The following is a 25,132-nucleotide window of genomic DNA, read 5'->3' as shown; positions in this document are numbered from 1 at the left end:
CGCCGGCCGGCCCTGTTCACAGCAGATCGTCGGCGCGAGTGCGGTGAACAGTTGTCGGCTCTGCCCGCCTCCTGGAGGTCATTCGGATCGGCCGAGGCAGGCTCACCCGGTCCGGCAGGAAGCTGCAACGAAACGACGAGAAGACGCCGAGGAGCCTGCGCCATGCCCGCCGGGCTGAGCGGCGAAGGCAGCGACCCTCGAGAGGTACGCCCAGCATGACCACGATGAAGCAACAGGCCAGCCACGTCGTCCGACCGTTCACCGCGCAGATCGCCGACGAAGTGCTGGAAGACCTGCGGCGGCGCGTGGCGGCGACGCGCTGGCCGAGTCCGGAGCTGGTCGACGACCGCTCGCAGGGGGTGCAGCTGGCCACGATGCGGGCGCTGTGCCGGTACTGGAGCACCGACTATGACCGACGGCGGGTCGAATCCCGGCTGAACGTGCTGCCGCAGTTCACCACCGAGATCGACGGCGTGGCCATCCACTTCGTACACGTCCGGTCCCGGCACGAGGACGCGCTGCCATTGATCATGACCCACGGCTGGCCCGGCTCGGTCATCGAGATGCTCGACGCCGTCGACCCGCTCACCGACCCCACCGCCCACGGCGGCACCGCCGAGGACGCGTTCCACCTGGTGCTGCCGTCGCTGCCCGGGTACGGCTTCTCCGGCGAGCCGGCCGAGGTCGGGTGGGATCTCGTCCGGACCGCGCGCGCCTGGTCAGAGCTCATGGCCCGGCTGGGCTACGACCGCTACGTCGCCCAGGGCGGCGACGTCGGCGCCGGCGTCACCGACGCAATGGGTCGTCTCGGCCCCGACGGGCTGGCCGGCATCCACACCAACCTGCTCGTGCCGGCGCTCAACGATCCGGCGTCGCTGCCCGCCGACGGCGACGCGGAACACGCCGCCCTGGCCGCGATCACGACCTTCCAGACGAGCGGGAACGGCTACTTCGTGGAGATGGCCACCCGGCCGCAGACCATCGGGTACGCGCTGATGGACTCACCGGCCGCGCTGGCCGCCTGGATGCTCGACCACGACACCGACGCCTACAACAAGATCACCCGCGCGTTCGTCGACGGTCAACCCTCGGGCAACCTCACCCGCGACCACATCCTCGACAACATCACGGCCTACTGGCTGACCGGCACCGGGGCGTCCGCCGCCAGATCGTACTGGGAAGCCTACGGGCCGGACGCGCCGTCCGCGGGCAGCCAGCCACTCCCACCACCCCGAGTCCCCGTCGGCTTCAGCACGTTCCCCGGCGAGATCTGGCGGACACCGCGCAGCTGGGCCGAGACCTCCTACCCCACGCTCACCTACTTCGGCGAGGCCGAACGGGGCGGCCATTTCGCCGCCTGGGAGGAGCCGGAACTGTTCGCGGCGGAGCTGCGGGCCGCGTTCCGTCCGCTGCGGGAACCGCAGCGCTCCGAGCCGCGGCGCTGACCTGCCAGAGCTGGTCACGGCACGAACGGGCATCCCGGACACCGCGCCGGGGCCAAGTCCTGAGAGGAGCCGGTGATGACACAGCCGTACCGGCGCCGGCGCGACCCCGGGCGCGGGAGGCGTGCAGCACCTGGCCCGGCTGCTCGGGCGGGGCCGGGCCATGGAAGCGATCCTCGGCGCGGCCGACTTCGACGGTGACCAGGCCGAACGCTACGGCTGGGTCAACCGCGCGCTACCCGACACTGAGCTAGACGCGTTCGTCGCACGGCTCGCGCGGCGGATCGCGTCGTTCCCGGCCGAGGCGGTGCGATCCGCCAAGCGCGCCATCAACGAGCTGACCCTGCCCGGCGCGGACGCTATCCGCGCCGACGCCCGGCGATTCCAGCAGCTGGTCCGCTCGGACGCGGCGCAGCAGCGGACCGCCGCCCTGTTGGCGCAAGGGCTGCAAACCCGTGGCCCGCTCGAACACCACCTCGGCGAACGCCTCGGAGCCCTCTGACCCGGGGCCGGAGCAGCACTCGAAGAAAGCGAGATCGATGGCAAACGAACACGTCCTCGACATCCCCGTTCGCCGCTACGTCATCGAAAGCGAACGGTCGTTCCCAACCGTGCTGGGCGGTATCCTCGACGGCATCGGCCAGCCTGACGTCACGTCGCTGCTCGCCGACCTCGAGGCGAGCACCTCGTACGAGCAGTTCAGCGCTCTCGTCCGGCAGGCGCAGGGCACTGCCGGACTCTTCCGGTTCTGGCAGCTGAATCTCGACGTCGCGCTGACCCTCGACCCGCTGGTACACCGGCAGACCAGCCGCCGCCTGGTCCGGCTGATCGCCGGCAATCCGGTCACCATGGGTGAAATGACGAGGCATGTCGCCGACGCCGGCTCGTACGCACCGATCACCGTCCTGATCGAGGAACTGCCCGATGGCGGAACCCGGGTCGCCTACGACTCGGTCGCGAGCGCGATCGCTCCCTACCACAACGCCGCCGCGTCCACGGTCGCCGAGCATCTCGACGCCGAGGTGCTCACGCTCCTGCGGAAAGCGACCGGCGTGCCGGCATCGACGACCACCGCATAGAACCGATGGGACCCGAATATGATACGACGTCGCGCAGGCCGTCATCGGTTTGAAACGGACGTCAGGCGAACGTGAGCAGGATCTTTCCGCTGCGTCCCGGTGTCATCGCGTGTTCGATCGCCTCGTGGTAGTCGTCCAGGCGGTAGGTCGCGTCGACCGGGACGACCAGTTCGCCGTCAGCGACGAGGTCGTTGAGCGCGTGGTAGGTCTGCCCGCTCTCGGTGCGTGGGCGTGGCGCAGTTGGGCGGGATGACCACCCGGCGCCCGACCAGCTGCCTGCCCGCGCCCCCGCCGGCGTCGATCACCCGCCCGACTCCCAAGCCGCCGAGCGGGCTCGGCGGCGTGCTACTACAGCGGCACATGCACCGCCGACGCCGCGCCATGCGGCGGAGGCGTGACGATTCCGGTGCGACCTCGCCCCTGGGCTTCGAGGACGGATGGCTCGGGCGCCCATCGCGCACCATTGGCTCCAGCGGCAGCCCTCGACAGACGCGGAGCCGAAACCGGGAAAATCGGACTACAGTTGCTCGGTGCATGTCGGTTCGCGGCCGCGACTGGTGCGACTGAACCCTCCTTCCCGCAGGGCCGGAATCACGGTCGCGGTCTTGATGATCGTGGTGGAGACCGTTGTGCTCTACCCGCTGCGATCGATCGTGCAGCCGTTGTCCCCGGGCATGATCTACATCATCGGCGTGCTGGTCGTCTCAGTGGTGTGGGGGACGCGGTTAGGCATCGCCACATCAGTGGCGAGCACCCTGGCGTTCGCCATCTTCCACGTCGCGCCCTCCGGCAAGCTTGCCGTCTCGGACGTGCGGGAACTGTTCGAAGTGGCGGTCTTCCTCGTCGTCGCGGTGGCCACGAGCGTCGCGGCGAACGTGTTTCGGCGGCGCATCGTGCAGGCGGAGGAATCCGACCTCACCGCCGACATGGCCAGGCTGCTGCTACACGCGGACGATCCTGCCCAGGTACTGCCCGCAGTCGCGCAGCGCATCGCAGACGCGCTCGAAGTACCGAATGTCGCGATCGATCACGCCGCCGCTTCCGACGTAGACCGGCAGTGGGCCTTTCCGTTGCGTGCCGGCGCCACCTCGCTGGGCACCCTGCTTGTGCCGAGCGGGGCGCCCGAGCCGACGGTGCAGCGCCTGCGGGAGCGCGTCGTGCCGTCGCTGACCTCACTGCTGGAGGCAGGGTACGAACGCGCGGCAATGATGGACTCACTGGGTCGGCTCGCCACCGAACAAGCAGCCCTGAGGCGAGTGGCGACGCTCATGGCGAGAGGTGGCCCTCCACCCGAGGTCTTCGACGCAATCACCACGGAGCTGCACGGGCTTCTAGCTGACGGCACTCTGCAGGGTCAGTACTCCACATCGCTGCTGCGCTACGAGCCCGACAACATGGTCACCGTCCTGTCGACCAGCCTCTCCGGTCCCACCCCGGAACAGCTGCACTGGTCGGCGGAGGGCGAGAACCTCCTGGCGCTGGTGCGGGACACGGGCCGGCCCGCCCGGATGGACAGCCTGGAAGGCGCCACCGGTCCCGCCGCCGCGCTCGCACACCAGCTCGGCATCCGCTCCGCGGTCGTGGTCCCGATCACCATCGAAGGGCAGCTATGGGGCGCGGCGACCCTGGCATCGGATCAGCCCGGTCCGCTGCCACCCGATACCGAGGCGCGTTTCGCGAACTTCGTTGACCTCGCCGCCACCGCAGTCGCCAACGCCGACAGCCGAGCCGAACTCGCCGCATCCCGCGCCCGGCTCGTCGCCGCCACCGACAAGGCCCGTCAGCGGATCGAGCGCGAGCTGCACGACAACGCGCTGCAGCAACTCATCGGCATCGGGCTGCAGCTCGGTCTCGCGCAAGCCAGCCTGTCGCCCGAACTGGACCGGACCAAGGCAGAGCTGTCGAACGCCGTGTACGGCCTGAACAACGTCGTGGACAACATGCGAGAGATCTCGCGGGGCATCCATCCGACACTGCTCGCCGATGGCGGGCTGCACCCCGCGATCAAGTCACTCGCCCGCAAATCACCGGTCCCGGTCGAACTCGACATCCATGCCGAACAGCGCATGCCCCCGGTCATTGAGGTCGCCGCCTACCACGTCGTGTCCGAAGCGCTGACCAACACGGCCGAATACGCCCACGCCTCCGTCGTCCAGGTGGAGGCGGCAATGCGAGACGGCACGCTGCGCCTGTCCATCCACGACGACGGTGTCGGAGGCGCCGACCCCGATCGCGGCTCTGGCCTGACCGCCCTGCGGGACCGGGTCGAAGCCCTCGGTGGACACCTGACCATCACCAGCCCCACCGGCAGCGGCACATTACTGCAGGCCGACATCCCGATCGAGCTTCCCGAACCCCACCCCGACGCCGACCGGCCTTCGCAGAGACACCGACCATAGCCAAGTGGCCCACGTGTGTCACGAACGTCGATGGGAGCTTGATGTACGAGAGCTGCTTGTCGTCCCGCGCCGGGCCAGCGGCACATCTTGTACGACACGCCGAACCTGAGGAAACGTCATACCTGCCACCGGATGGCGACGACCGGGCATACGCCGTCCCCAGCCGTCCATGAGATCGCTGCATATCGGGATAGTGGCAGGGTAGGTGAGCGGGTCAGGTGAACAGCTACTCCCGGCTGGAGACTGACGTGACCAAGGTACTCATCACCGGATGCGGCACCGGTTTCGGCCATGAGGTGGCGATGCGGCTGGCCAAGAAAGGCTTTGACGTCATCGCCTCCGTGGAGATCTGGGCTCAGGTTCAGACCTTGAAGCAGCAAGCCGCACAACGCGGAGTCAACTTGCAGGTGGAAAAGCTCGACGTCACCGACGACGGAGATCGCCGGAAGGCCTTGACCTGGGACGTCGAGATTCTGGTGAACAACGCCGGCGTCGGCGAGGGAGGTTCGACGCTCGACATCCCGGCCGCGAACGTCCGCCGGGAATTCGAGGTGAACGTCGTCGGGCCGCTGCTGCTGACACAGGGCATCGCCAAACAGATGGTCAAGCGCGGAAAGGGACGTATCGTGTGGGTCTCTTCTCGGGAAGGGCTCAACGTCAATCCCTTCACCGGCATCTATTCGGCGTCCAAGCACGCGCTGGAGGCCATCGCCGAGACCATGGCGCAGGAGCTGCAAGAGTTCGGGATCGAGGTCGCCACCGTCAACCCCGGGCCGTTCCTGACCGGGTTCAACGACCGGATGTTCCAGACCTGGCAGAGCTGGGAGGACGACCAGTCCGAGCGACTCTTCGACTACTCGAGACTCGCGTTCCCCCGCGCGCAGTTCGACCCCGAGCCGGTGTACGCCACGCTGACGGCAGTCGCCGCCGGTGAGGTCGACACCTATCGCAACCTGGTACCGAAGTCGATGATCGACGAGACCAAGCGCCTGCAGCGGGCACCGTGGGATCGGAAGACGAAGGACGGCCTTGGCACGCGACCCAAGCAACTGCAAGCCTCCTACGACATGGAGCCCGAAACCCCGATCGCTGCGTAGGAAAGAGACAGACGGCATGACCGCGTATCACCTGTCCTGACCCGCTTCAGGTCACTGCGTTGATCTCCGGGCCGGTTTCATCGAGTCTTCGGTCGGCGCCCGAAAGGCCCGTGCCTCGGCCACCGCGAGTTCGCTGAGCGTGGCGACCGCCTGCCGCATGTATCCGCGCCAGAAGATCTTGACGATGGGCAGCAACGCTATCGCGGCGAGCCGGTTGCGGGCGTTGAACGTGTAGGTCCACGTGATGTCCGTCGACCCGTTCGGCCCGTCGGCGAACCACCATCGGCCGACCGCGTCGGCAGCGAGCCGGCCGAGGAAGTTGTCGAAGTCGCTGACCCGGTAGGCGAAATAGCTCGACCGCTGGTAGCCCGTCACCGACTCGCGAGCTGTGTGGCCGTCGGCAAGGTGCACGATGCGACTGTTGCCGACGACGTCCCAGGGGCCGGTCTGCCCGGTGGTCGAGGCGACCGACGGGATCGGGCCGTACTTCAGCAGGATGCGCGGCAGCGGGATCGAGATGAACCAGTCGAACAACGCAGCGCGGGGAGCTGCCACCCGGGCCGTCACCGTGGAACCGATGGTGGTCATGATTGTAATCCTGTTCGTCTCGAGGGTGCTGATGCCCTCGACGATGCTGCGGCCGGTCACGTGATACCAGAGCCCTGCGTTGCCTAGCACTGACAGGTCCACCCTGATCACGGGCCCAGCCAGTGGCGCGGTGCGATGATGGCCGAGTGGACGCCGAGGAACTCGCCACCGCACTGCGATCCTGGCGCGACCGGCTGGAGCCGACCGCGGTGGGTCTGCCGGCAGGCGGCCGGCGCCGTGCGCCTGGGCTACGCCGGCAGGAGGTCGCCACCCTCGCCGGTCTCACCGTTGACTATCTGGCCCGCCTGGAGCAGGGACGGGCGAGCAACCCGTCGCCGTCGGTGCTGGAGGCGTTGTCCCGCACCCTGCGGCTCAGCGATGCGGAGCACGACCACCTGTTCCGGGTCGCCGGGCAGGCCAGTTCCCGAGCAGTCCGCATGAACACACACGTGACACCCGGCGTGCAACGTCTCCTCGACCGCCTCACCGACGTACCGGTGATGGTGCTCAGCGCGTCATGGCATCTCGTGGTCGTCAACCGGCTAGGCGCTGCGCTGCTCGGCGACCTGTCGTCCGCGCCGACGCGTGAACGCAACATGATCTGGCGCCACTTCACCGGACTACCGGACCGCTTCGTCATGACGGCCGCGCAACGGCGGGCGCTGGAGGCCGAGGCTGTGGCAGACCTCCGCGTGGCGTTCGGCCGCTACCCGCACGATCGCGACCTGCGTGCCTTGCTGCGCGACCTGCGGCGTACTAGCGAACGATTCCGAGAGCTGTGGAATCGTGCGGACGTCAGCGAGCGCGCCACCTCCCGCAAGACCATCGAGCACCCGGAGGTGGGCCGGCTGACGCTGGACTGCGATGTCCTCACCGTCGCGGGAACGGACCTGCGGCTGGTCGTCTACACCGCCGAATCAGGCTCGTCGGACGCCGGTGCGCTCGCGCTGCTCGCCACGATCGGCACCCAGGCGATGCAGAGCCCGACCCGGCCCGCGTAGCCCGTCAACGATCGGCGCTCAGCCGGGACAAGAAGACGCTCACGGTGCCGTGCCGGCCGTACCTTCAAAGCACTGGACCTGATCGCCGCATGGCTACGTGACATCGGCCATGGCGCCGCTGTACAACAGACCGGATTCCACCCGCTCGACGGCGCCCGCTACCTCGACACCCATGGCTGGCCGCCACGCATCAGCGCCCTCGTCGCGCATCACTCCGGAGCTCACTTCCTGGCCCGCGCCCACGGCCTGCACACCGCCCTGGCCCACTATCCCCAGGAGCACATTCCGGTCGCCGACGCCCTGACCTACGCCGATCAGACCACGAAACCCACTGGCGAACACGTTGACGTGCACACCCGCTTACGCGAGACGCTCGAGCGGGCCGGCAGCGTGCGCCGCCGCGAACAAACGGTCAGGAAACTCCAACACCGCTCCCGGGCAGGCCCGCGCGAGCGCCTCAAGCCCCACGACGGCCCGCGTGTCAAAATCAACGATCGCATCAAAGGATCTCTAACGCATCCCACGGAACGCACGGCGCAGCTGGTCGACAAACAGGTCCGGCTGTTCGAACGCGGCGAAGTGGCCGCCCCGGTCGACCTGTTCGTAGAAGCGCAGGTCGGCGTACTGCCGCTCACACCAGCGCCGCGACGGCCGGGTGATCTCCTTCGGGAACACCGAGACGCCGACCGGCACACTCACCGGCGGGACATGCCACTCGCCGCCGCGCGCGAACCCATCCTCCCAGTAGATGCGCGCTGACGAGGCGCCAGTCCGGGTGTGCCAGTAGACGCTGATGTTGTCAAGGATCTGGTCGCGGGTCAGGGCGGTGAGCGGGTCGCCGGCGTGGTCGGTCCACGCCCAGAACTTCTCGGCGATCCAGGCGCATTGGCCGACCGGCGAGTCGACCAGCGCGTAGCCGATCGTCTGTGGGCGAGTCGCCTGCTCAACGGCGTAGCCGCTCCCCCATTCTCTGTGGTTCGCCAGATCGGCGATGCTGTGCCGCTCGAAGTCGGTCAACTCCTCGGCGGTGTCCGCTGCGGGCGGCGGGACGGCCGACGGCGCGAAGTTGAGGTGGATGCCGACGACCCGGTCGGGATGCTGCGCCGCCAGGTGCGTCGTCACCGTCGCACCCCAGTCGCCGCCCTGCGCGCCGAAGCGTTCGTACCCGGCCCGGCTCATCACCACCGCCCACGCCGCGGCGATGCGCTGCGGTCCCCAGCCCGACTCGACCGGCTTCCCGCTGAACGCGAACCCCGGCAGCGACGGGCACACTACGTGGAAGGCGTCGACGGCGTCGCCGCCATGCGCGACCGGGTCGGTGAGCGGGCCGAGGACGTCGAGGAACTCCACGACGGAGCCGGGCCAGCCGTGGGTCAGCACGAGCGGCAACGCGTCCGGCTGCGGCGACCGAACGTGGAGCAGATGGATGCCGAGCCCATCCACATCGGTGACAAACTGTGGCACGGCATTGATCCGGTGCTCAAATCGGCGCCAGTCGTAGCCGTCGGCCCAGTAGTCGCACAACTCCCGCAGCCAGCCGGCGGGCACGCCCTGGCTCCAGTCCGGCACCGTCGCCGGTTCCGGCCAGCGGGCCCGGGACAGCCGCCGCCGCAGATCGTCGAGCGCGTCGTCGGGGACGTTCACGGTGAACTCCTCCATGCCGCCACCGTAGGCCGGGCGGGTGCCGCCGCCGGGGCCGTTGCAGACCCGCTCACCCGCCGGCCCCTTCGGCCGGGCTCGCCGTACCAGAGGACCATTCGGCCGGGTTGTGGGCGACGGCTTGGGCCTGGGCGACGGCGAGCGACGCCACGGACGACAGGCGGCCTGGTAGCCGCGCGGTAGCCCAGCCGCATGAGGCTCGGGTACGTCTTGTCGTGCAACGAGAACGGGCCGGCCGACCTGATCGAACGGGCCACGGCCGCCGAGCGAGCCGGCTTCGAGGGACTGTGGATCTCCGACCACTACCATCCCTGGCCGGACGATCAGGGCCAGTGCCCGTTCGTCTGGTCGATGATCGGCGCGCTCAGCCAGGTCTGCTCACTGCCGATCACGACCGCGGTGACCTGCCCTACGGTTCGCATCCACCCGGCGGTCGTCGCCCAGGCCGCGGCGACCAGCGCGGTGCTCACAAGTGGGGAGTTCACCCTGGGCGTGGGCACCGGCGAAGCCCTCAACGAGAGACCATCGGCTCTGGACCTCGATGCTTGGACACGGGCTACCGCGCGCCGCAGTGTAGGTGCATTTTCCTTTCGCTGGCGGGTACGGCATGGATGCCGGATGTGGGGAGGGGCCGGCGCCAAGCCGCGACGGCGCTTTGACGCCGCAGAGGTGGCCGAACTCGTTACTGCGATGAGGTGGGCATGACGGGACAGATGGATGGGAAGATCACGCTGGTGACCGGTGGTTCGGCCGGGATCGGTCTGGCTATCGCTCGCCGGTTCGCCGCCGAAGGCGCCATCGTGTACCTCACCGGTCGACGCACGGAGGAGTTGGACGCGGCCGTGGAATCCGTCGGCGAACGGGCCGTAGGCGTGCAGGGCGATGTGTCGAAGCTCGACGATCTCGACCGGCTCTTCACGACCATTGAGGCGCGCAGTGGACGGCTGGATGTGGTGGTGGCCAATGCCGGAGTCGGTGAGTTGGCCCGGCTGGGAGAGATCACCGAGGAGCAGTACGACAGGACTTTCGACGTCAACGTCAAGGGGACCCTCTTCACTGTGCAGAAGGCACTCCCCCTGATGCCGCGTAACGCTTCGGTGATCGTGCTCGCTTCCACCAATGCGTCGATGGGCGTGGAGGCGATGAGCGTCTACAGCGCCACGAAGGCCGCCGATCGCAACTTCGCCCGCACCTGGGCCGTCGAACTCGCGGGCCGCGGCATCCGGGTCAACGCCATCAGCCCGGGCCCGATCGAGACCCCTGGCATCCGCGGCCTGGGGGCCGCGGCGCAGAGCGACCAGCAATTGGCGGACGCCATCGGAGACATGGTTCCGTTCGGCCGGCTGGGACGCGCTGACGAAGTCGCCGCCGCAGCCGTATTCCTCGCCTCGGACCAGAGTTCTTTCACCACTGGGGCCGAACTCTTCGTCGACGGCGGGCTGTCCCAGACCTGAACCCCGATCGCCAACTCCCGCCGCCAAACTGTACGACGGGAAGGGATTCGCGAAATGAAGGCGATATTGTTTGACACGTTCGGCGGCCCCGAGGTGCTGCACGTGGCCGACGTTCCTGTGCCCGATCCAGGACCGCGGCAGGTGCGCATCAGGGTACGTGCGAGCGGGGTCAACCCGGTGGACTCCACGATCCGCTCCGGTGCAATGCAGGCCATCATCCCGACCACTTTGCCGGCAATCCCCGGCGTCGACGTCGCCGGCGTCGTCGACGCGGTCGGAGCGGATGTAACGGATGTTGCGGTAGGCGATCCGGTCGTCGGCTGGGCCGACTCCCCGGCCGGTTCGTACGCCGAGTATGCCCTGGCCAGCCAGATTGCCCCCATACCTACCGGGCTGTCGTTCGCCGATGCCGCCACGTTGCCCACCGCTGGTGAGACCGCCGAACGCGCCTTGGACCTGCTGGGACTACGAGCCGGAGAGACCGTGCTCATCCACGGGGCCAGCGCGTCGGTGGGGACCATCGCCGTCCAGCTGGCTGTTGCCCGCGGCGCAACGGTCATCGGCACCGCGAGCGAAGACAATCAGGACTACGTCCGATCGTTGGGCGCCATCCCGATGCCCTACGGTGAAGGCCTCGTCGACCGCGTTCGTGCAACGTCCCGGCAGGTCGACGCCGTATTTGACGTGGCCGGCAAGGGTGCGCTCCCCGACTCCATCACGCTGCGTGGAGGAACCGACCGGATCGTCACCATTGCCGACCCGACCGCCAGAGAGCTGGGCGTAACGTTCAGTGCCGGCACGCCGAAGGACTGGTCCACGGGCGATCTGGCCAGATTGGCGGAGCTGGTCGCGCGCGGCGACTTGACCACCGCGGTAGCCGGCACGTATCCACTCGAACGCCCGGCTGGCATCGGCGTTGGGCCTACGGGTCGGCCGTGACACCCTGCTCGACTGGCGTGCGTGGTTCAGCCGGTGGTGTCCGGTTCGCCTGGGCGGAGCAGGCCGCTTTCGTATGCGAACGCGACGGCCTGGACCCGGTCGCGCAGTCCCAGCTTCATGAGGAAGTTCGCGACGTGCGTCTTGACGGTCGCCTCACCGATGTAGAGCCTTGCGGCCACCTCGGCGTTGGACATGCCCCGGGCGACGAACGCGAGCACGTCAAGCTCCCGTGGCGAGAGCCTGGCCAGGTCGTCGGCACGGCTCGTCCGTCCGGCCTGACCGGAGAACGTCTCGATCACCCGCAGGGTCACCGACGGGTCGAGTAATCCGCCGCCGTCGGCGACGACCCTGATGGCGTCGAGCATCTGCTGCGGCGGGGAGACCTTGAGCAGGAACCCGCTTACCCCCGCCCGCAGCGCGTCTTGCAGGTACCGGTCCTCGCGGAACGTGGTCAGCATGACGATCCGGGCCTCCGGGCGGGCGGCGATGATCTGCCGGGCGGCTTCGATCCCGTCGACGTTCGGCATGCGGACGTCCATGAGGACGACGTCCGGCGCGGTCCGCCCGGCGACCGCGACGGCCTCGGCACCGTCGACGGCCTCGCCGACCACCGTCAGGTCGGGCTCGTTGTCGATGAGCAGCCGCAGGCCGGCCCGGACCATCGCCTCGTCGTCAGCGAGCAGCACGCGGATGGTCGTGACGGTCACAGTTGCCTCTTCCGGATCGGGAACGTTGCGGTGACGCGGTAACCACCGGTGGGTTCGGGACCGACGTGGAGGACGCCTTCGTACAGCGTGACCCGCTCCCGCATGCCGACGTGCCCGTTCCCGCCGCCGGGTACCCGCGTGGCGGGGACGGGGACCGGCCCACCCGGCGCGTTGACGACTTCGACCGTGAGAGTGTCGCGCTGGTACCGCAGCCGGACGTCGGCCGGGGCGCCCGGTGCGTGGCGCAGGAGGTTGGTGAGCGCCTCCTGCACGATCCGGTACGCGGACAGCTCCAGCCCAGCAGCGAGCGGCACCGGGTCGCCTTCGACGTGTAGCGTCAGCGGGCAGCCGGCCCCGCGGACCTGCGCGACCAGGGCGTTGAGTGAGCGCAGTGACGGCTGCGGGGCATGCTCGTCGGCCTCGTCGGCCTCGTCGTTGTCGCGCAGGATGCCGACGGTCCGGTGCAGTTCGGCGACCGACTCCCGGCCCAGCCGCTCGACGTCGGCGAGCAGTCGCTCGGCCTCGGGCCGTCCGTACAGGCGGCGGGCGACACCGACCTGCAGCACCATCACACTCACGGAATGCGCGACGGCGTCGTGCAGCTCGCGGGCGATCCGGGTCCGCTCCGCCGCCACCGCACGCTGGGTCCGCAGCTCACGCTCTTCGGCCAACTGCGCGGCGAGTTCGGCCAGTTCGGCCGAGCGGGTTCCCTCTCGCCGCACGAGGCTGCCCGCGCCCCAGGCCGCGCCGGCGACGAGGGCGAAGAACACCGGGTCCCACGCTGGTGCGCCCTCGCTGAGCGTCGTCATCCCGAACACCGCGACGAGGGCGGCCGTCGCCCATGCCGCCCGCGTGACCGATGCGGCCCGGGCAGCGGCCCAGCCCACCACGACGAGCATCGCGACCAGTCCCGCCCCGCCGAGGTCGGTGAGCCCGAGCAGCTTCGAGGACGGGTAGAGGGCGGCGACGATGACCAGCGATGTCAGCGGCCGGATTCCCGCCAGGATCACCGCGAGGCCGTATGCGACTGCTACGCCGGCCGCTGTGGCCTGCCGCCCCCGCCAGAGGGCGTCCGCATACGCTTCGTAACTGCCAGCGGCGGCCAGCAGCAGCCCGAGCGGTAGCGGCGCCCAACGGCCGGCGATGTGCGACCCGTTCCCGCGCATCGGTTGCCCCTCCGGTTCCGGCGTTCGGCTCGACGCCACCGGCGCTCGACGATACGGCACTGGGCTGTGTGGATGCCTCCGTCGTCGGGCGGAGTGCCGATCGTTGCGACCTCCGCCGCACGGCGGAGGTCGCATTCGGCACCGCGGCAGAGGCCCGACGAACGCATCGGTTCCTACGGTGGTCACCGATCGCCGCTACTTCGCGGCGACAACTACCTGGAGTGACGTGATGACTGAACAACATATCGACGCCAGTCTGACCAAGCGCCGTGTCCTGACCGGTACGGCGCTGATCCTCGGCGTGGTGATCGAGGTGGCCGGTTGGGCGACGGTCCCGCCGCAGGAAGACCTGAAGAGTGCGACCTACCTTGCGGCGCTCGGGAGCCGGCCCGGCCTGGCTCAGCTGTCGGCGGTCCTGCTGAGCTTCGGCTGGGCGATGCTGGCACTCGGGCTCGTCGGCGCGGTGACGCTGGTCCGCGGGCCCAGGGGTGCCGTGCTGACAATGCTCGGCGCGGTCCCCGCCGCCTTCGGGATGATCTCCGTGTCGGGCCAGGTCTACTCGGACTTCTACAAGATCGCCCTGCACCGCGGGCTGCCTGTCGGTGACGCGGTCCGGGTGTACGAGAGCGCCGAAGCTCTCAGCGGGACCACCGCTTGGACGGTGACCGGGTTCCTCATGTTCCCGGCGCTGCTGGTGATGCTCGTCGGGTACGTGCGGGCCGGCGTCCTCGGCTGGTGGGCCCCCGCGCTGTACGGCGTCGCCACGGTCGGCTTCTTCGCCACGCCACCGGTCGGCTGGATCCCGACGGCGGTCCTCGCCGTCATGTTCGCGCCGCTCGTCGTGCTGGGCGTCCGGGCGTTCGACAGGGCCCGTGCCTCGGTCGTCGCTGCCGAGCGTGTGCCGGCATCCGCCCGCTGAGCCACGCCGGCGCTGTGCCGGGAAAACCCGTCGGCATGCCTGTCGCCCACTCGGGCGTGCAGATGGCGACAGGCACGCCGGTCGTAGGCCGTCACCTACTCGACCCCAATCGGCTCTACGGGGTGGCCCGAGGTCACAGTGAAGCACTACGCCAAGCGCAAGTACACGGCCTACGATGCCTGACCACGCTCGGGTTCGCGTTGCCTGACTCGGCGCGGCAGTGGGCGCAGCGCCCACCAGCGACCCCCTGCCGTACCGTCGAGCGCGCCACTCGCCCGGTCCACGACGAGTGGGGAATCATGCAGGACGGCAGGCCGTTCTTCGTTGCGGGCTACACCTCCGGTGGTGCTCTGTACGGCTGGTTCCGCATTCCGGCGGCGTCATTTGCATGTGCCCGGCGGCCTACGATTCGGTGGTTGATCGTGACGTTGAGGTGCCGGTTTGGGGTGGTTGCATGTATCTAACCCAGGTTTTGCACAACGCTGTCCGGCACCGGGCCGCCTACCCGTTGACGATGTTCGACGGTCGGGTGCGGTCGGTGGCCGAATGCGTCGACCGGGTGGGGCGGCTCGCCGCCGGTCTGCGGGTGCTGGGCGTTGGTGAGGGCGATCGGGTGGCGCTGCTGGCCGCCAATTCCGACCGGTACCACGAGTCGCTGCTCGCTGTGGCCTGGGCCGGCGGGATCGTGGTGCCGCTCAACACCCGGTGGGTGGCCGATGAGGTCCGGTTCGCGTTGTCCGACTGTTCGGCGACGGTGGTGATCACTGACGAGCGGTTGCTGCCGGTCGTGGCTGCGGTCCGGCAGAGCGCCCCGGTCCGCACTGTGGTGGTGATGTCGGATGGCCGTCCGCCGGCTGGAATGGTGTCGTTCGAGGAGCTGATCGGTGGCCACGCTCCGATGCCCGACGTGGGCCGCGGCGGTGCCGAGACGTTGGGCGTCTTCTACACGGGTGGCACGACCGGCCGTGCCAAGGGTGCGGTGCTCAGCCACGACAACGTGTTCGCGTCGGCGTGGGGGTGTCTGGCCACGGGGCAGTTCACCACGCCCGGGGGGCGGTTGTTGCACGCGGCGCCGATGTTCCACCTGGCCGACTTCGCGATCTGGATCGCCGGCCTGCTGACGGGCGGCACCCATGTGATGGTGGACGGGTTCACGCCCGGCGGCGTGTTGGCGGCGATCGAACGGTACGCGGTGACCGACGTGCTGCTGGTTCCCACGATGATCCAGGTGTTGGCCGACTGCCCGGAGGCGGAGCGGTTTGACGTGTCCAGCCTGGTCCGGTTGATTTACGGCGGTTCGCCGATGCCAGCGGCAACGCTGGCTGCGGCGCGCAGGATGTTCCCCGGGGCGGGTCTGGTTCAGGCGTACGGCATGACAGAGCTGGCGCCGGTCGCGACGCTGCTCGGCCCGGCGGAGCATGACGTGCCGCGGCTCGCCGCGTCGGCGGGACGGGCGGCGCCGCACGCCGAGGTCCGTGTCGTGGACGCCGCCGGTGACGAGGTCGCGGCTGGGGTCGTCGGTGAGGTCGTGGTGCGCGGCGACCACGTGATGGCCGGTTACTGGCAGCGGCCGGAGGAGACCGCGGCGGCCCTGCGGGACGGCTGGATGCATACCGGCGACGCCGGGTACTTCGACGACGACGGCTACCTGTTCGTCGTCGACCGGATCAAAGACATGATCATCGTCGGCGGCGAGAACGTGTACTCGGTCGAGGTCGAGCATGTGCTGTTGCAGCACCCGACGGTGGCCGCGTGCGCCGTCATCGGCCTGCCTGATGCGCGGTGGGGCGAGCGGGTGCACGCGCTTGTGGTACCGGCCGGTGACGGCGCGGATGGTGAGCAGCTGCGGGCGTTCTGTCGCGGGCGGCTGGCCGGATACAAGATTCCGCGCACCGTGGAGCTCGTGGCGTCGCTGCCGGTCTCGCCGGCGGGCAAGGTTCTCAAGAGCCGGCTCCGGCAGGAACGCGTACGGTGAGCGACGACCCCGGGTGGCGTGCACACACGCTGGTCGGCCGTGACCATGACGTTGCCCTGGTCCGGTCGTTCGTCGACGACGCCGCGGTCCGCGGAGGGGCCCTGGTCGTCACCGGCGACGCCGGCGTGGGCAAATCGGTGCTGGTCGTCGATGCGGCAGGTTACGCGGCGACGGTCGGCGCCCAGGTGATCTGGGCCGTCGGCATAGAACACGACGCCGGCGTCAGCTTCTCCGGCCTGTCCCAGGTCCTGTCGCCGTTGCTCGACGAGCTGGACGGGCTCGACGCGGGGCACCGCGCCGCGTTGCGCAGCGCGCTCGGCCTGCAGACCCCGAGCACCGCGCCCGGCCGGCTGGCGATCTGCAATGCGGCGCTGGACCTGCTTGTCCGGGCCGCACAGGCCCGCCCGCTCCTGCTGGTCGTCGACGACATGCCGTGGCTGGACACGATCAGCGCCCAGATCCTGGCGTTTCTTGCCAGGCGCGCCGTCGGCCACCGGTTCGGCGTGCTCGCCACCGCCCGGACCGGCGAGCCGACCGAGTTCGACACGAGCCAGCTGCGCACGCACGAACTCGGGCCGCTCACCGACGATGCGGCCCGTGCCCTGCTCGACAACCGCCACCCGGCACTGGCGCCACGATCCCGGCAGCGGCTGCTGGCCGAGGCCCAGGGCAATCCGCTTGCACTGCTGGAACTGCCGATCGCGCTCGCGTCACGCGGCGCACGGCCGACGGAGGTGCTGGCGCCGGTGCTGCCGCTGACCGGTCGGCTGCAGCAGGTGTTCGCCGCCCGGATCGATGCGATGCCGCAGGGCACCCGGGACGCGCTGCTGCTGGCCGTTCTCGACGGCTCCGGTGACGTCGGGGTCCTGGGTGAGCCGTTGAGGGCCGCCGAAACGCTGGCCCCTGCCGTGCGCGAACGGCTGGTCACCATCGACGTTGCCGCAGCGGTGCTGCGTTTCCGGCACCCCTTGATCCGGTCCGCGATCGTCGGCGGTGCGACGGAAGCCGAACGTCGGCAGGCCCATCAACTGCTCGCCAGGCATCACACCCAGGATCTGTTGCGGCGTGCCTGGCATCTTGCTGAGGCGAGCACCGGCCCGGACGAGACCACCGCTGCGTTGCTGCAGCAGGCCGCCCATGTCAACCTCTTCCGCGGCGACGCCGTCCGCGCGATCAGCGAACTGCTACGCGCGGCCGACCTGAGCCCAGCCGGCACCGACCGCAGCCCCCGGCTGGCCGAGGCGGCGTACCTGGGTGCGATCGTGACCGGTGACCTCCGTGACGTACCGGCCCTGCTCGACGCGGCCCGCCGGGCCGACCCAGAGCACCACGGATCGCTGGCCGGGGCGGTGGCCGGGGCCTATCACCTGCTCAACGAGACCGGCGACGTGGACACCGCCCACCGGCTGCTGAGCGGCGCCGTCAACGCGCTGCCGGACCCCGGCGACGCCGGCAACAAGACCCTCGTCGAGGCCCTGTACACGCTGCTGATGGTCTGCTTCTTCGCCGGCCGGGCCGAGTTCTGGCCGGACTTCCACACCGCCGTCGAGCGCCTGAAGCCCCGCCCGCCGCGGCTGTTGTCGGTCCTGGCCGGCACGTTCAGCGATCCGGCCCGGGCCGCGCCGCCAGTGCTGGACCTGCTCGTCGAGGCGGTCGCGCAGCTGCACAAGGAGAACAGCCCGGCCCGGATCGTACGCACCGCCATCGCCGGGAGCTTCCTGGACCGGATCGGCGACTGTCGTGAGCCACTGTGGCGCGCGGTGCGGCACGGGCGCGAAGGCGGCGCCGTCACCTCCGCCATCGAGGCGCTCGCGTTGCTGGCCAACGACGCCTACTTCGCAGGCCGCTGGGACGAGGTGCAGACCCTGACCGCCGAGAGCCTCGACCTGTGCCGGACCCACAACTACCGGCTGCTGCGCTGGCCCGGGCTCTTCCTGCAGGCTCTCGTGGCCGCCGCCCGCGGCGAGGAATTCGCCGCCCGTGCGGCCGTCCAGGAAATGACCCGCTGGGCCGCGCCCCGTCGGGTAGGCGTCGTCACCTGGTACGCGTGGCACGTCCGCACCCTGACCGCGCTGCCGCGAGGTGAGTTCGACGAGGCGTACCGGTGCGCGGCGATGATCAGCCCGGCCGGCCGGCTGGCGCCGCACACCCCGAACGCCCTCTGGCTGATCATGGAGCTGGTCGAGGCCGCCGCCCGCACCGGTCGACTCGCTGAGGCTCGCGCGCACGTGGCCGCGGCCGACGCGGCGCTGATCGGCGACCTGTCCGGCCGTTTGGCGCTGACCGTCGCGGGAGCGCGCGCGATGGCCGCTGACGACGCGGCGTTCCCGGCGCTGTTCGATCGGGCACTGTCGCTTCCTGATGTCGACCGGTGGCCGTTCGACTTGGCCCGCATCCGGCTGGCGTACGGCGAGCGGCTGCGGCGAACCCGGGCCGCGGCCGCTGCCCGCGATCATCTGCGGGCCGCTGCCGACGCGTTCGATCACCTCCGGGCCCGCCCGTGGGCGCTGCGCGCCGGGGGCGAGCTTCGTGCCGCTGGCGGCCACCGTGACGCTGCCGCCGCGACGGTGCCGTCGGCGGTGCTGACCCCGCAGCAGGACCAGATCGCGCGGCTGGCGGCCACCGGGCTGACCAACAAGCAGATCGGGGAACGGCTCTTCCTGTCCGCCCGCACCGTCGGATACCACCTCCACCAGATCTTTCCGAAACTGGGCGTCGCGGCCCGGGCGGGGCTGCGCGACGCGCTGCAGGACCGGCCGCCACCCGGACCGGTCATTTGACAGACGCGGTCCGCGGCGATCCGGCCGTAGCGTCCAACTCCAGATCCCTGACCGGACGGAAAGCTCGGTCCTTCCCCGGACGAGCTACTGGAGATGACGATGCGCATGGCCGGCGACGCCAGCCGGGCGGCAGCCGGCCCGCGATGACCACCACATTCGCGCTGCTGCTTCGGACCGCGCGGCACGAATGCGGCCTGACCCTGGAGGAACTGTCGGAGGTCTCGGGCGTCAGCGTACGCGCACTCAGCGACATGGAACGTGGAAAGGCGCTGGGCCCGCAGCGACGGACCGTCGAGCTGATCGCCGACGCGCTCAAGCTCGAGGGGGTACGCCGCGCCGAGTTCGTTGCACTGGCGAAGGCCGGCCGCGCCCGCCCGGAGCGGTTGACGGTCGCGCCAGGGTTGTGTGAGTTGCCGGGGTCCATCGGAGACTTCACCGGCCGGACCGCGGAGCTCACGTGGATCGCCGGGCTGCTCGACGCGTCGGACGAGCCGACCGACCGGCTGGGCGCGGCGGTGATCTCCGGCGGCGCCGGCGTGGGCAAGACGACCCTCGTCGTCCGCGCCGCGCACCGGCTACGCGACCGGTTCCCCGACGGCGTGTACTTCCTCAACGCCCTGGGCATGAGCCGCCGGCCAGCGGCCAGCACCGATCTGCTCGGACTGGCGCTGCGGGCGATCGGTGTCCGCGACCAGCAGCTGCCGCAGGCACCGGCCGAACGCGCCGGGCGATACCGGCAGTTGCTGCGGCAGCGGCGCGTCCTGGTGATCGTGGACGACGCGGCGGCGGAGTCCCAGGTGCGGCCACTGCTGCCCGGCGCAGGACCCAGCCAGCTGATCGTCACCAGCCGGCGGCTGCTGGCCGGGCTGGAAGGCGTCCAACGGCTCCACCTGGATCCGATGCCGGCCGTCGACGCCAAAGACCTGCTGGGCCGGATCCTGGCCGAGCGGGCCGGCCCGCCGCGCGCCGACGACCTGCAGCAGCTGGTCGACCTGCTGGGCGGACTGCCGCTGGCGGTGCGCATCGTGGGCAACCGGCTGACCTCGCGGCCGGGCTGGAGCACGGCGGACCTGGTGGCGCGGTTGTCGGCAGCGGAGCGCCGGCTCGATCAGCTCAACGCCGGCGACCTGAAGATGGCGGCCGCGTTCGAGATGTCGTACGAACAGCTCCCCGATCTGGTGCGGCCCTTGTTCCGCCGAGCGTCGCTGGTGCCCGGGGCGGACTTCAGCGCGGCGCTGCTGTCGGTCATCGGCGAGGTCCCGGTCGCCGTGGCCGAGGACCGGCTCGACGATCTCGTCGACCTGGGGCTGCTGGACGCCGCAGAGGGCGGCCGATACCGCTTCCACGACCTGGTCCGCCTGTACGCGAGCCGCTGTCTGCAGGCCGAGGACCCGGTCAATGTCGTGACCGACGCGCGGCGACGGATGGTCGCCTGGCTGCTCGACACGCTGACGACGGCGGGCCGGTCGGTCCAGCCGGGAGGGGTCGACACCGCGGTGTTCGGCTGCGCCGACGACGCGGAGGCGTGGATCCGTGCGGAGTCCGAGCACTGGTTCCAGGCGCTCGGCGCCGCGGCCGTCGCCGGAGACCACCGGGCCGTCGTCCGCGCGGTCAACGCGGTCTACGCGTTCTACGAGCGCTGGGTGCACTGGCCCCACTGGGCCGACGTGTTCACCCTCGCGCTGGACTCGGCGGTGCAACTCGACGACGCTGCTTTGCAGGCCGAGTTCCTGAACCATCTCGCCTACACCCACACGCTGCCGTGGCGGATGGACGGCACGGCCGCGCTGGACTGCGCGCAACGGGCGCGGGCCCTGGCCCGGCAGGCCGGCGACCTTCGGCAGGAGGCGTTCGCTCTGCTGTACACGGCCGCAGCCCTGCGGGTTCGGCCGCCGCGCGACCCCCAGGCGGCGCTCGGCGCCATCCGGCAGGCCACCGATCTCTTTGCACGGGTCGGCGACGTCGGCGCCCACATGGAAAGCGTCCTGGGCTGCGGCGTCATCGCCTTCGACCTCGGCAACACCGCAGCGGCGCTGGCCGACTACCAGCGGGCGCTGGCCATCACCGAGGACCCCGGCTCCAGGCTGACACCATTCGCCGTCGAAGCGGTCCTCCCGCACATCCTCGGCCACACCGCCCAGGCACTGGGCCGACTCGGCCGCCGCGACGAGGCCATCCCGATGATGCTGCGCGCGGTGCACCTCTTCGAACGCCTGCAGGTCGTCATGGGCCAGGCGGCGTGGCTGCGGATCCTCGGTGAGGAGCTCTACGGCAACGACCACGCGGCGGAGGCGCGGGCGAGCCTGTCACGGGCGGGCGAGCTCTACGAGACGGTCGGCCAGCATGAACGCGCCGCGTACTGCCGGGACAGGGCCAACGCCATCTCCACGGCTGGCGCGGAACCGTAGTTCTGCGTCCTGTTCTGCCTGGGCTGGCGCGCCCGGCGGGACTTGCATGGAGGACGAGCGGCGGGCGTCTCGCCCGCCGCCGGACCCGAGGAGCATCCCATGATTCGCAACGTCGTGCTGGTGCACGGTGGGTTCGTCGACGGATCGGGCTGGCTGGGCGTACACCGGCTGCTGACCGCCGACGGGTTCACCGTCAAGATCGTGCAGAACCCGACGCTGTCGCTGGAAGGCGACGTCGCCGCGACGCGGTTCATCCTCGACGGGCTCGACGGGCCGGCCGTGCTGGTCGGTCACTCCTACGGCGGGGCGGTCATCAGCGAGGCTGGCACCCACGACGCCGTCGCCGCGCTCGTCTATATCGCGGCGTTCGCCCCGGACAAGGGCGAGTCCGTCAACACGCTGATCGCCGACCCGCCGCCCGGCGCACCGGTCCCGCCGATCCTGCCGCCCCGCGACGGGTTCCTGTTCCTCGACCGGGACAAGTTCCACGCCTCGTTCGCCGCCGACCTGCCCGAGGACGAGGCCGTGTTCCTGGCCGACGCGCAGGTGCCGTGGGGCGTCGACGCGCTCGCCGGCACGGTCACCGAACCGGCCTGGCGGCACAAGCCCGCCTGGTACCTGGTCGCGACCGAAGACCGGATGATCCCACCGCCGGCCCAGCGGGCAATGGCCACCCGCGCCGGCACAGTCACCGCCGAGGCCATCGGCAGCCACGCCATCTACGCCTCCCAGCCTGGCGCGGTCGCCGACCTCATCCGCCAGGCCGCCGCCGACCGCTGACCATCACCAGGAGATCACCATGACACCGAATGTCTCACGCCGGCAGGTGCTGGCGGCCGGCGCGGCACTGGCCGGGTCGGCGGCGCTGGTAGCCACCCCGCTCGGCGCGGAGGCCGCAGCCGCTGCGGCGCCCCGCACGGACCGGCCCGGGTCGAGGACCAAGCCGACCGTCGTGCTGGTGCACGGCGGCTACGCCGACTCGTCGTGCTGGAACGCGGTCATCGCGGACCTGCAGCGCAGGGGCTACCCCACGATCGCGGGCTCGAACCCGCTGCGCGGCATCCCGACCGACGCCCCCTACATCGCCAGCCTCCTCGACTCCATCGACGGGCCCGTCGTGCTGGTAGCCCACTCCATGGGCGGCACCGTCATCACCAACGCCGCCGCCGGCAAGAGCAACGTCAAGGCCCTGGTCTACGTCGCGGCGTTCGTGCCGGACGTGGGCGAGACTCAGGCGGATCTCATCAACAGGTACCCCGGCAGCGAGGTCCTGCCCGTGAGCGTCCCAGTCCCGTACACCAAGCCCGACGGCAGCACCGGCACCGAGCTGTACCTGAGCGAGGACGGCCAGGCGGCCTTCGCCGCCGACATCTCCCCGGCGGCGTTCCGGCTCCTGCAGGCCACCCAGCGGCCGTTCGACGCGGACTCATTCATCTACCCCACCACGGCCGCCGCGTGGCGGACCATCCCGACGTGGGGCCTGGTCGCCGGCCGGGACAAGGCCATCCCGCCCGCGTGCGAACGCTTCATGTACAGCCGTGCGAAGGCCCGCAAGGTCGTCGAGGCGCCGACAGCGTCCCACGTCGTCATGATCAGCCACCCCAGGACCGTCGCGGACCTGATCCACGACGCCGCCACGGCCACCTGCTGAGCCCGTCGTTCGCTGCGGTACCCTCCGCCGTCAGTGCCCCGGCTCGCCGTCGCGAGCCGGGGCACTGTCACGCCCGGCGAACGGCGCCGTGCCGTCGTGCGCTCGGCGGTCCTGATCAGGCAGTACGCCGCGGCGGTCAGCGCGCTGCTGGCACAGCCGGACACCATCGCGCGGGCCTCCCGGCTCGACGAGGCCCTCGTGGCTTCTTCGCAGGCGGCGGAGATGTTCAAGAAGGCCGACTTCTACGTCCAGGGCCGCCCCGCAGTCACCAGGTGCCGCTTCGACGCAGGGCGCTACGCCGAAGCGTCACTGCCGGAACACGGCATCCTCGGAAACGCGCGAAGTTCGTGTGGCCGTAGAAGCGGAACCAGCTGCATGTCCTCGGGGTCCGGGTCAGCCGGGCTGCGCGTTCGCCCGGCTGACCCGGAGTTGTACGAGGAAGTGCCCAGGCCTGCGCTCGCGGCCGGTGGTGCTTCCGAGCCCTGCTCCACCAGTGCGACCGCCAACCGCGACACCACGCCAGTGGCAGCACCATCGTCAACCGTCAGAACAAGCTCGATGTCGGTGTCGCAGTGCAACAGCGTTGGCGGTTCGAGTAGACCCGGCTCACCGCGGCGTGCGGCGGGCCACGACGGGTGGTGTCGCGGTGGCGCCCGCGGCGAGCAGCGGCGCGGCAGCGTCCAGCAGTACCCGGCCGAGGAACGCGGCCAGGTACGTGCCCGTGACCCGCAGCGCGGTGCCGCCGTCGACGGGGCCCAGGGCGAACAGTGCCCGCAGCGGCGCGGCAAGGTAGTAGACGCCGGCGTCGCTGAAGTTGAAGTGCTGGGCACCACGGATCTCGTAACACCACACGTCGCCGGTCCCGGCGGCGAAGAGTGCGCGGGCCGTGTCCCGGTCGGCGGTGTCCACCGGCCCGGCCTGGTCGCAGGCGCCGGTCACGCAGGAGCCGTCGCTGCCGACGATCATCATCGGCCGGTCGAGTCCGTCGTGCACGACGGAGCCGAACTGGGTGCCGTCGAGGTCGGCGGCACCGGCGCAGCGGTCGTCGAGATGGCACGCTTCCAGCGCCGCCGCGCCGCCGAACGAGTGGCCGATGTAGGCGGTCCTCGCGGTGTCGACGTGCCCGGCGAACGGTCCACCGGCGTCGAGGGTGCCGAGGGCGGCGGTCCGGGCCGCCGCGAAGCGGGCGTCCGCGGCCCACACGGCGACGAGCTGGTCGCCGGCGGCCTGGGCCGGCCCGGCGTGCAGATCCTCGGCGTTGAACGCATCCGGGTTGCCGGCAGCGGTGGCGGTCACCGGCCGCCCGTCCAGCACGGTGAGGTTGGCGCTGTAGGTGGGGGTGACGCCGGCGACGAGGAAGCCGTGCGAGGCCAGTTCCTCGGCGAGGCTGCTGTACTGCGGTGCGGCGAACCCGAGACCGGGTGCCAGGACCACGACCGGGAACCGGCCGGCGGCGACCGGCGAGTCCTGGACGGCGTGGCCACGGATCCTGTCGAAGCGGGTCTCGCCGAGGCCGGGCAGCCCGCCGAGGTGCAGCCGCGCCCAGGCGCCCGGTGCGTAGGCCGCGGGCCGGGCTCCCGCCGGCGGGGCGGCCGGATACCAGAGCCACACCGCCAACGTGCGATGGATGTCCGGCTGCGGTGCCAGCGGGTCGGTGCGGGACTCGTCGGTCCAGTCGAACATCGCCCGGCCGACCGGGTAGGCGCCGTCCGGTGCGGGCAACGTCACCGGCCGGGCGTGCCGGACCGCCGCGTAGCCGACGTAACCGACGCCGACGCCGGTGATGGCGAGCAACGAAACCAGCACATATCGCAGCAGCCGGCGCGCGAAGGTCGAACGGGTCGCCATGACCGTGATAGTACACGGCG

The 25,132-nt window shown here is 70.6% G+C and carries 20 protein-coding genes and 2 pseudogenes; 15 read left to right on the top strand and 7 right to left on the bottom strand.

The features are described 5' to 3' along the window. Positions 1-215: 215 nt before the first annotated feature. From ABZ321_RS22160 to ABZ321_RS22150, 3 genes and pseudogenes are all read left to right on the top strand, one after another. A complete protein-coding gene (locus ABZ321_RS22160; RefSeq protein WP_354894009.1) occupies positions 216-1,445 on the top strand; it encodes an epoxide hydrolase family protein in 1,230 nt (409 codons plus the stop codon). A gap of 106 nt (positions 1,446-1,551) precedes the next feature. Further along, positions 1,552-1,944, top strand: a pseudogene (locus ABZ321_RS22155) (enoyl-CoA hydratase-related protein); the annotation flags it as partial. Between the two features lie 37 nt (positions 1,945-1,981). Continuing rightward, the gene (locus ABZ321_RS22150) at positions 1,982-2,521 is read left to right on the top strand and encodes a hypothetical protein (RefSeq protein WP_354894007.1); all 540 of its coding nucleotides are present in this window, start codon (positions 1,982-1,984) and stop codon (positions 2,519-2,521) included. 61 nt (positions 2,522-2,582) lie between these two features. Here the strand turns inward: ABZ321_RS22150 and ABZ321_RS22145 are convergent. Then, positions 2,583-2,729: pseudogene (locus ABZ321_RS22145) on the bottom strand (hypothetical protein); the annotation flags it as partial. A 397-nt stretch (positions 2,730-3,126) separates the two neighbouring features. Between ABZ321_RS22145 and ABZ321_RS22140 the strand changes: the two are divergent. Both ABZ321_RS22140 and ABZ321_RS22135 read left to right on the top strand, forming a co-directional pair. After that, on the top strand, positions 3,127-4,920 hold the full coding sequence (locus tag ABZ321_RS22140; protein WP_354894005.1) for a DUF4118 domain-containing protein: 1,794 nt from the start codon (positions 3,127-3,129) through the stop codon (positions 4,918-4,920). Positions 4,921-5,168: 248 nt separating this feature from the next. After that, on the top strand, positions 5,169-6,017 hold the full coding sequence (locus tag ABZ321_RS22135) for an SDR family oxidoreductase (RefSeq protein WP_354894002.1): 849 nt from the start codon (positions 5,169-5,171) through the stop codon (positions 6,015-6,017). A gap of 51 nt (positions 6,018-6,068) precedes the next feature. Here the strand turns inward: ABZ321_RS22135 and ABZ321_RS22130 are convergent, their stop codons facing one another. Next, a complete protein-coding gene (locus ABZ321_RS22130) occupies positions 6,069-6,716 on the bottom strand; it encodes a hypothetical protein (RefSeq protein WP_354893999.1) in 648 nt (215 codons plus the stop codon). Positions 6,717-6,751: 35 nt separating this feature from the next. Here ABZ321_RS22130 and ABZ321_RS22125 point away from each other — a divergent pair, with 35 nt between their 5' ends. After that, positions 6,752-7,606, top strand: a complete 855-nt coding sequence (locus ABZ321_RS22125; RefSeq protein WP_354893996.1) for a helix-turn-helix transcriptional regulator — start codon at positions 6,752-6,754, stop codon at positions 7,604-7,606. 93 nt (positions 7,607-7,699) lie between these two features. On the opposite strand, the gene ABZ321_RS22120 is transcribed toward ABZ321_RS22125, so the two are convergent. After that, entirely contained in the window at positions 7,700-7,960 is a 261-nt protein-coding gene (locus tag ABZ321_RS22120; RefSeq protein WP_354893993.1) for a hypothetical protein, read from the bottom strand. 156 nt (positions 7,961-8,116) lie between these two features. Further along, on the bottom strand, positions 8,117-9,265 hold the full coding sequence (locus ABZ321_RS22115; RefSeq protein WP_344513560.1) for an epoxide hydrolase family protein: 1,149 nt from the start codon (positions 9,263-9,265) through the stop codon (positions 8,117-8,119). 192 nt (positions 9,266-9,457) lie between these two features. On the opposite strand from ABZ321_RS22115, the gene ABZ321_RS22110 reads away from it, so the two are divergent. Genes ABZ321_RS22110 through ABZ321_RS22100 form a run of 3 tightly spaced genes read left to right on the top strand, consistent with a single transcriptional unit; the run spans position 9,458 to position 11,658 of the window. Then, on the top strand, positions 9,458-9,970 hold the full coding sequence (locus tag ABZ321_RS22110) for an LLM class flavin-dependent oxidoreductase (protein ID WP_354893990.1): 513 nt from the start codon (positions 9,458-9,460) through the stop codon (positions 9,968-9,970). Then, positions 9,967-10,719 (top strand): SDR family oxidoreductase, encoded by a 753-nt coding sequence (locus tag ABZ321_RS22105; protein ID WP_354893987.1) that lies wholly within the window; start codon positions 9,967-9,969, stop codon positions 10,717-10,719. The genes ABZ321_RS22110 and ABZ321_RS22105 overlap by 4 nt, the downstream gene beginning before the upstream one ends. A 54-nt stretch (positions 10,720-10,773) precedes the next feature. After that, positions 10,774-11,658 carry an NADP-dependent oxidoreductase gene (locus ABZ321_RS22100; RefSeq protein WP_354893984.1) on the top strand — a complete coding sequence of 295 codons (885 nt, stop codon included), beginning with the start codon at positions 10,774-10,776 and terminating at the stop codon, positions 11,656-11,658. A gap of 26 nt (positions 11,659-11,684) precedes the next feature. Here ABZ321_RS22100 and ABZ321_RS22095 read toward each other — a convergent pair whose 3' ends face one another. Further along, on the bottom strand, positions 11,685-12,365 hold the full coding sequence (locus tag ABZ321_RS22095; protein ID WP_354893981.1) for a response regulator transcription factor: 681 nt from the start codon (positions 12,363-12,365) through the stop codon (positions 11,685-11,687). Next, positions 12,362-13,531: a histidine kinase gene (locus ABZ321_RS22090; protein WP_354893978.1), complete on the bottom strand. Its 1,170-nt coding sequence runs from the start codon at positions 13,529-13,531 to the stop codon at positions 12,362-12,364. The genes ABZ321_RS22095 and ABZ321_RS22090 overlap by 4 nt, the downstream gene beginning before the upstream one ends. Positions 13,532-13,760: 229 nt before the next feature. On the opposite strand from ABZ321_RS22090, the gene ABZ321_RS22085 reads away from it, so the two are divergent. The 6 genes from ABZ321_RS22085 to ABZ321_RS22060 all read left to right on the top strand — a co-directional run bounded on the left by ABZ321_RS22085 (position 13,761) and on the right by ABZ321_RS22060 (position 23,264). Further along, the gene (locus ABZ321_RS22085; protein ID WP_344513573.1) at positions 13,761-14,450 is read left to right on the top strand and encodes a hypothetical protein; all 690 of its coding nucleotides are present in this window, start codon (positions 13,761-13,763) and stop codon (positions 14,448-14,450) included. Between the two features lie 388 nt (positions 14,451-14,838). After that, complete coding sequence (locus ABZ321_RS22080; RefSeq protein WP_344513575.1) at positions 14,839-16,425, top strand: long-chain-fatty-acid--CoA ligase; 1,587 nt, start codon at positions 14,839-14,841, stop codon at positions 16,423-16,425. Further along, positions 16,422-19,205 carry an AAA family ATPase gene (locus ABZ321_RS22075; protein ID WP_354893975.1) on the top strand — a complete coding sequence of 928 codons (2,784 nt, stop codon included), beginning with the start codon at positions 16,422-16,424 and terminating at the stop codon, positions 19,203-19,205. Before ABZ321_RS22080 ends, ABZ321_RS22075 begins: the two co-directional genes overlap by 4 nt. 143 nt (positions 19,206-19,348) lie before the next feature. Continuing rightward, positions 19,349-21,613: a helix-turn-helix domain-containing protein gene (locus tag ABZ321_RS22070; RefSeq protein WP_354893972.1), complete on the top strand. Its 2,265-nt coding sequence runs from the start codon at positions 19,349-19,351 to the stop codon at positions 21,611-21,613. A 99-nt stretch (positions 21,614-21,712) separates the two neighbouring features. Continuing rightward, positions 21,713-22,393 (top strand): alpha/beta hydrolase, encoded by a 681-nt coding sequence (locus ABZ321_RS22065; RefSeq protein WP_344513580.1) that lies wholly within the window; start codon positions 21,713-21,715, stop codon positions 22,391-22,393. A gap of 19 nt (positions 22,394-22,412) precedes the next feature. Beyond that, positions 22,413-23,264, top strand: a complete 852-nt coding sequence (locus ABZ321_RS22060) for an alpha/beta hydrolase (RefSeq protein ID WP_354893969.1) — start codon at positions 22,413-22,415, stop codon at positions 23,262-23,264. A 606-nt stretch (positions 23,265-23,870) separates the two neighbouring features. Here ABZ321_RS22060 and ABZ321_RS22055 read toward each other — a convergent pair. Then, a complete protein-coding gene (locus ABZ321_RS22055) occupies positions 23,871-25,112 on the bottom strand; it encodes a hypothetical protein (protein ID WP_354893966.1) in 1,242 nt (413 codons plus the stop codon). Positions 25,113-25,132: the final 20 nt, after the last annotated feature.

Source organism: Dactylosporangium sp. NPDC006015, from assembly GCF_040614215.1.
Classification (GTDB): domain Bacteria; phylum Actinomycetota; class Actinomycetes; order Mycobacteriales; family Micromonosporaceae; genus Dactylosporangium; species Dactylosporangium maewongense.
The sequence above is the reverse complement of the archived record's forward strand: the minus strand, read 5'-3'. Positions and strand labels throughout refer to the sequence as shown.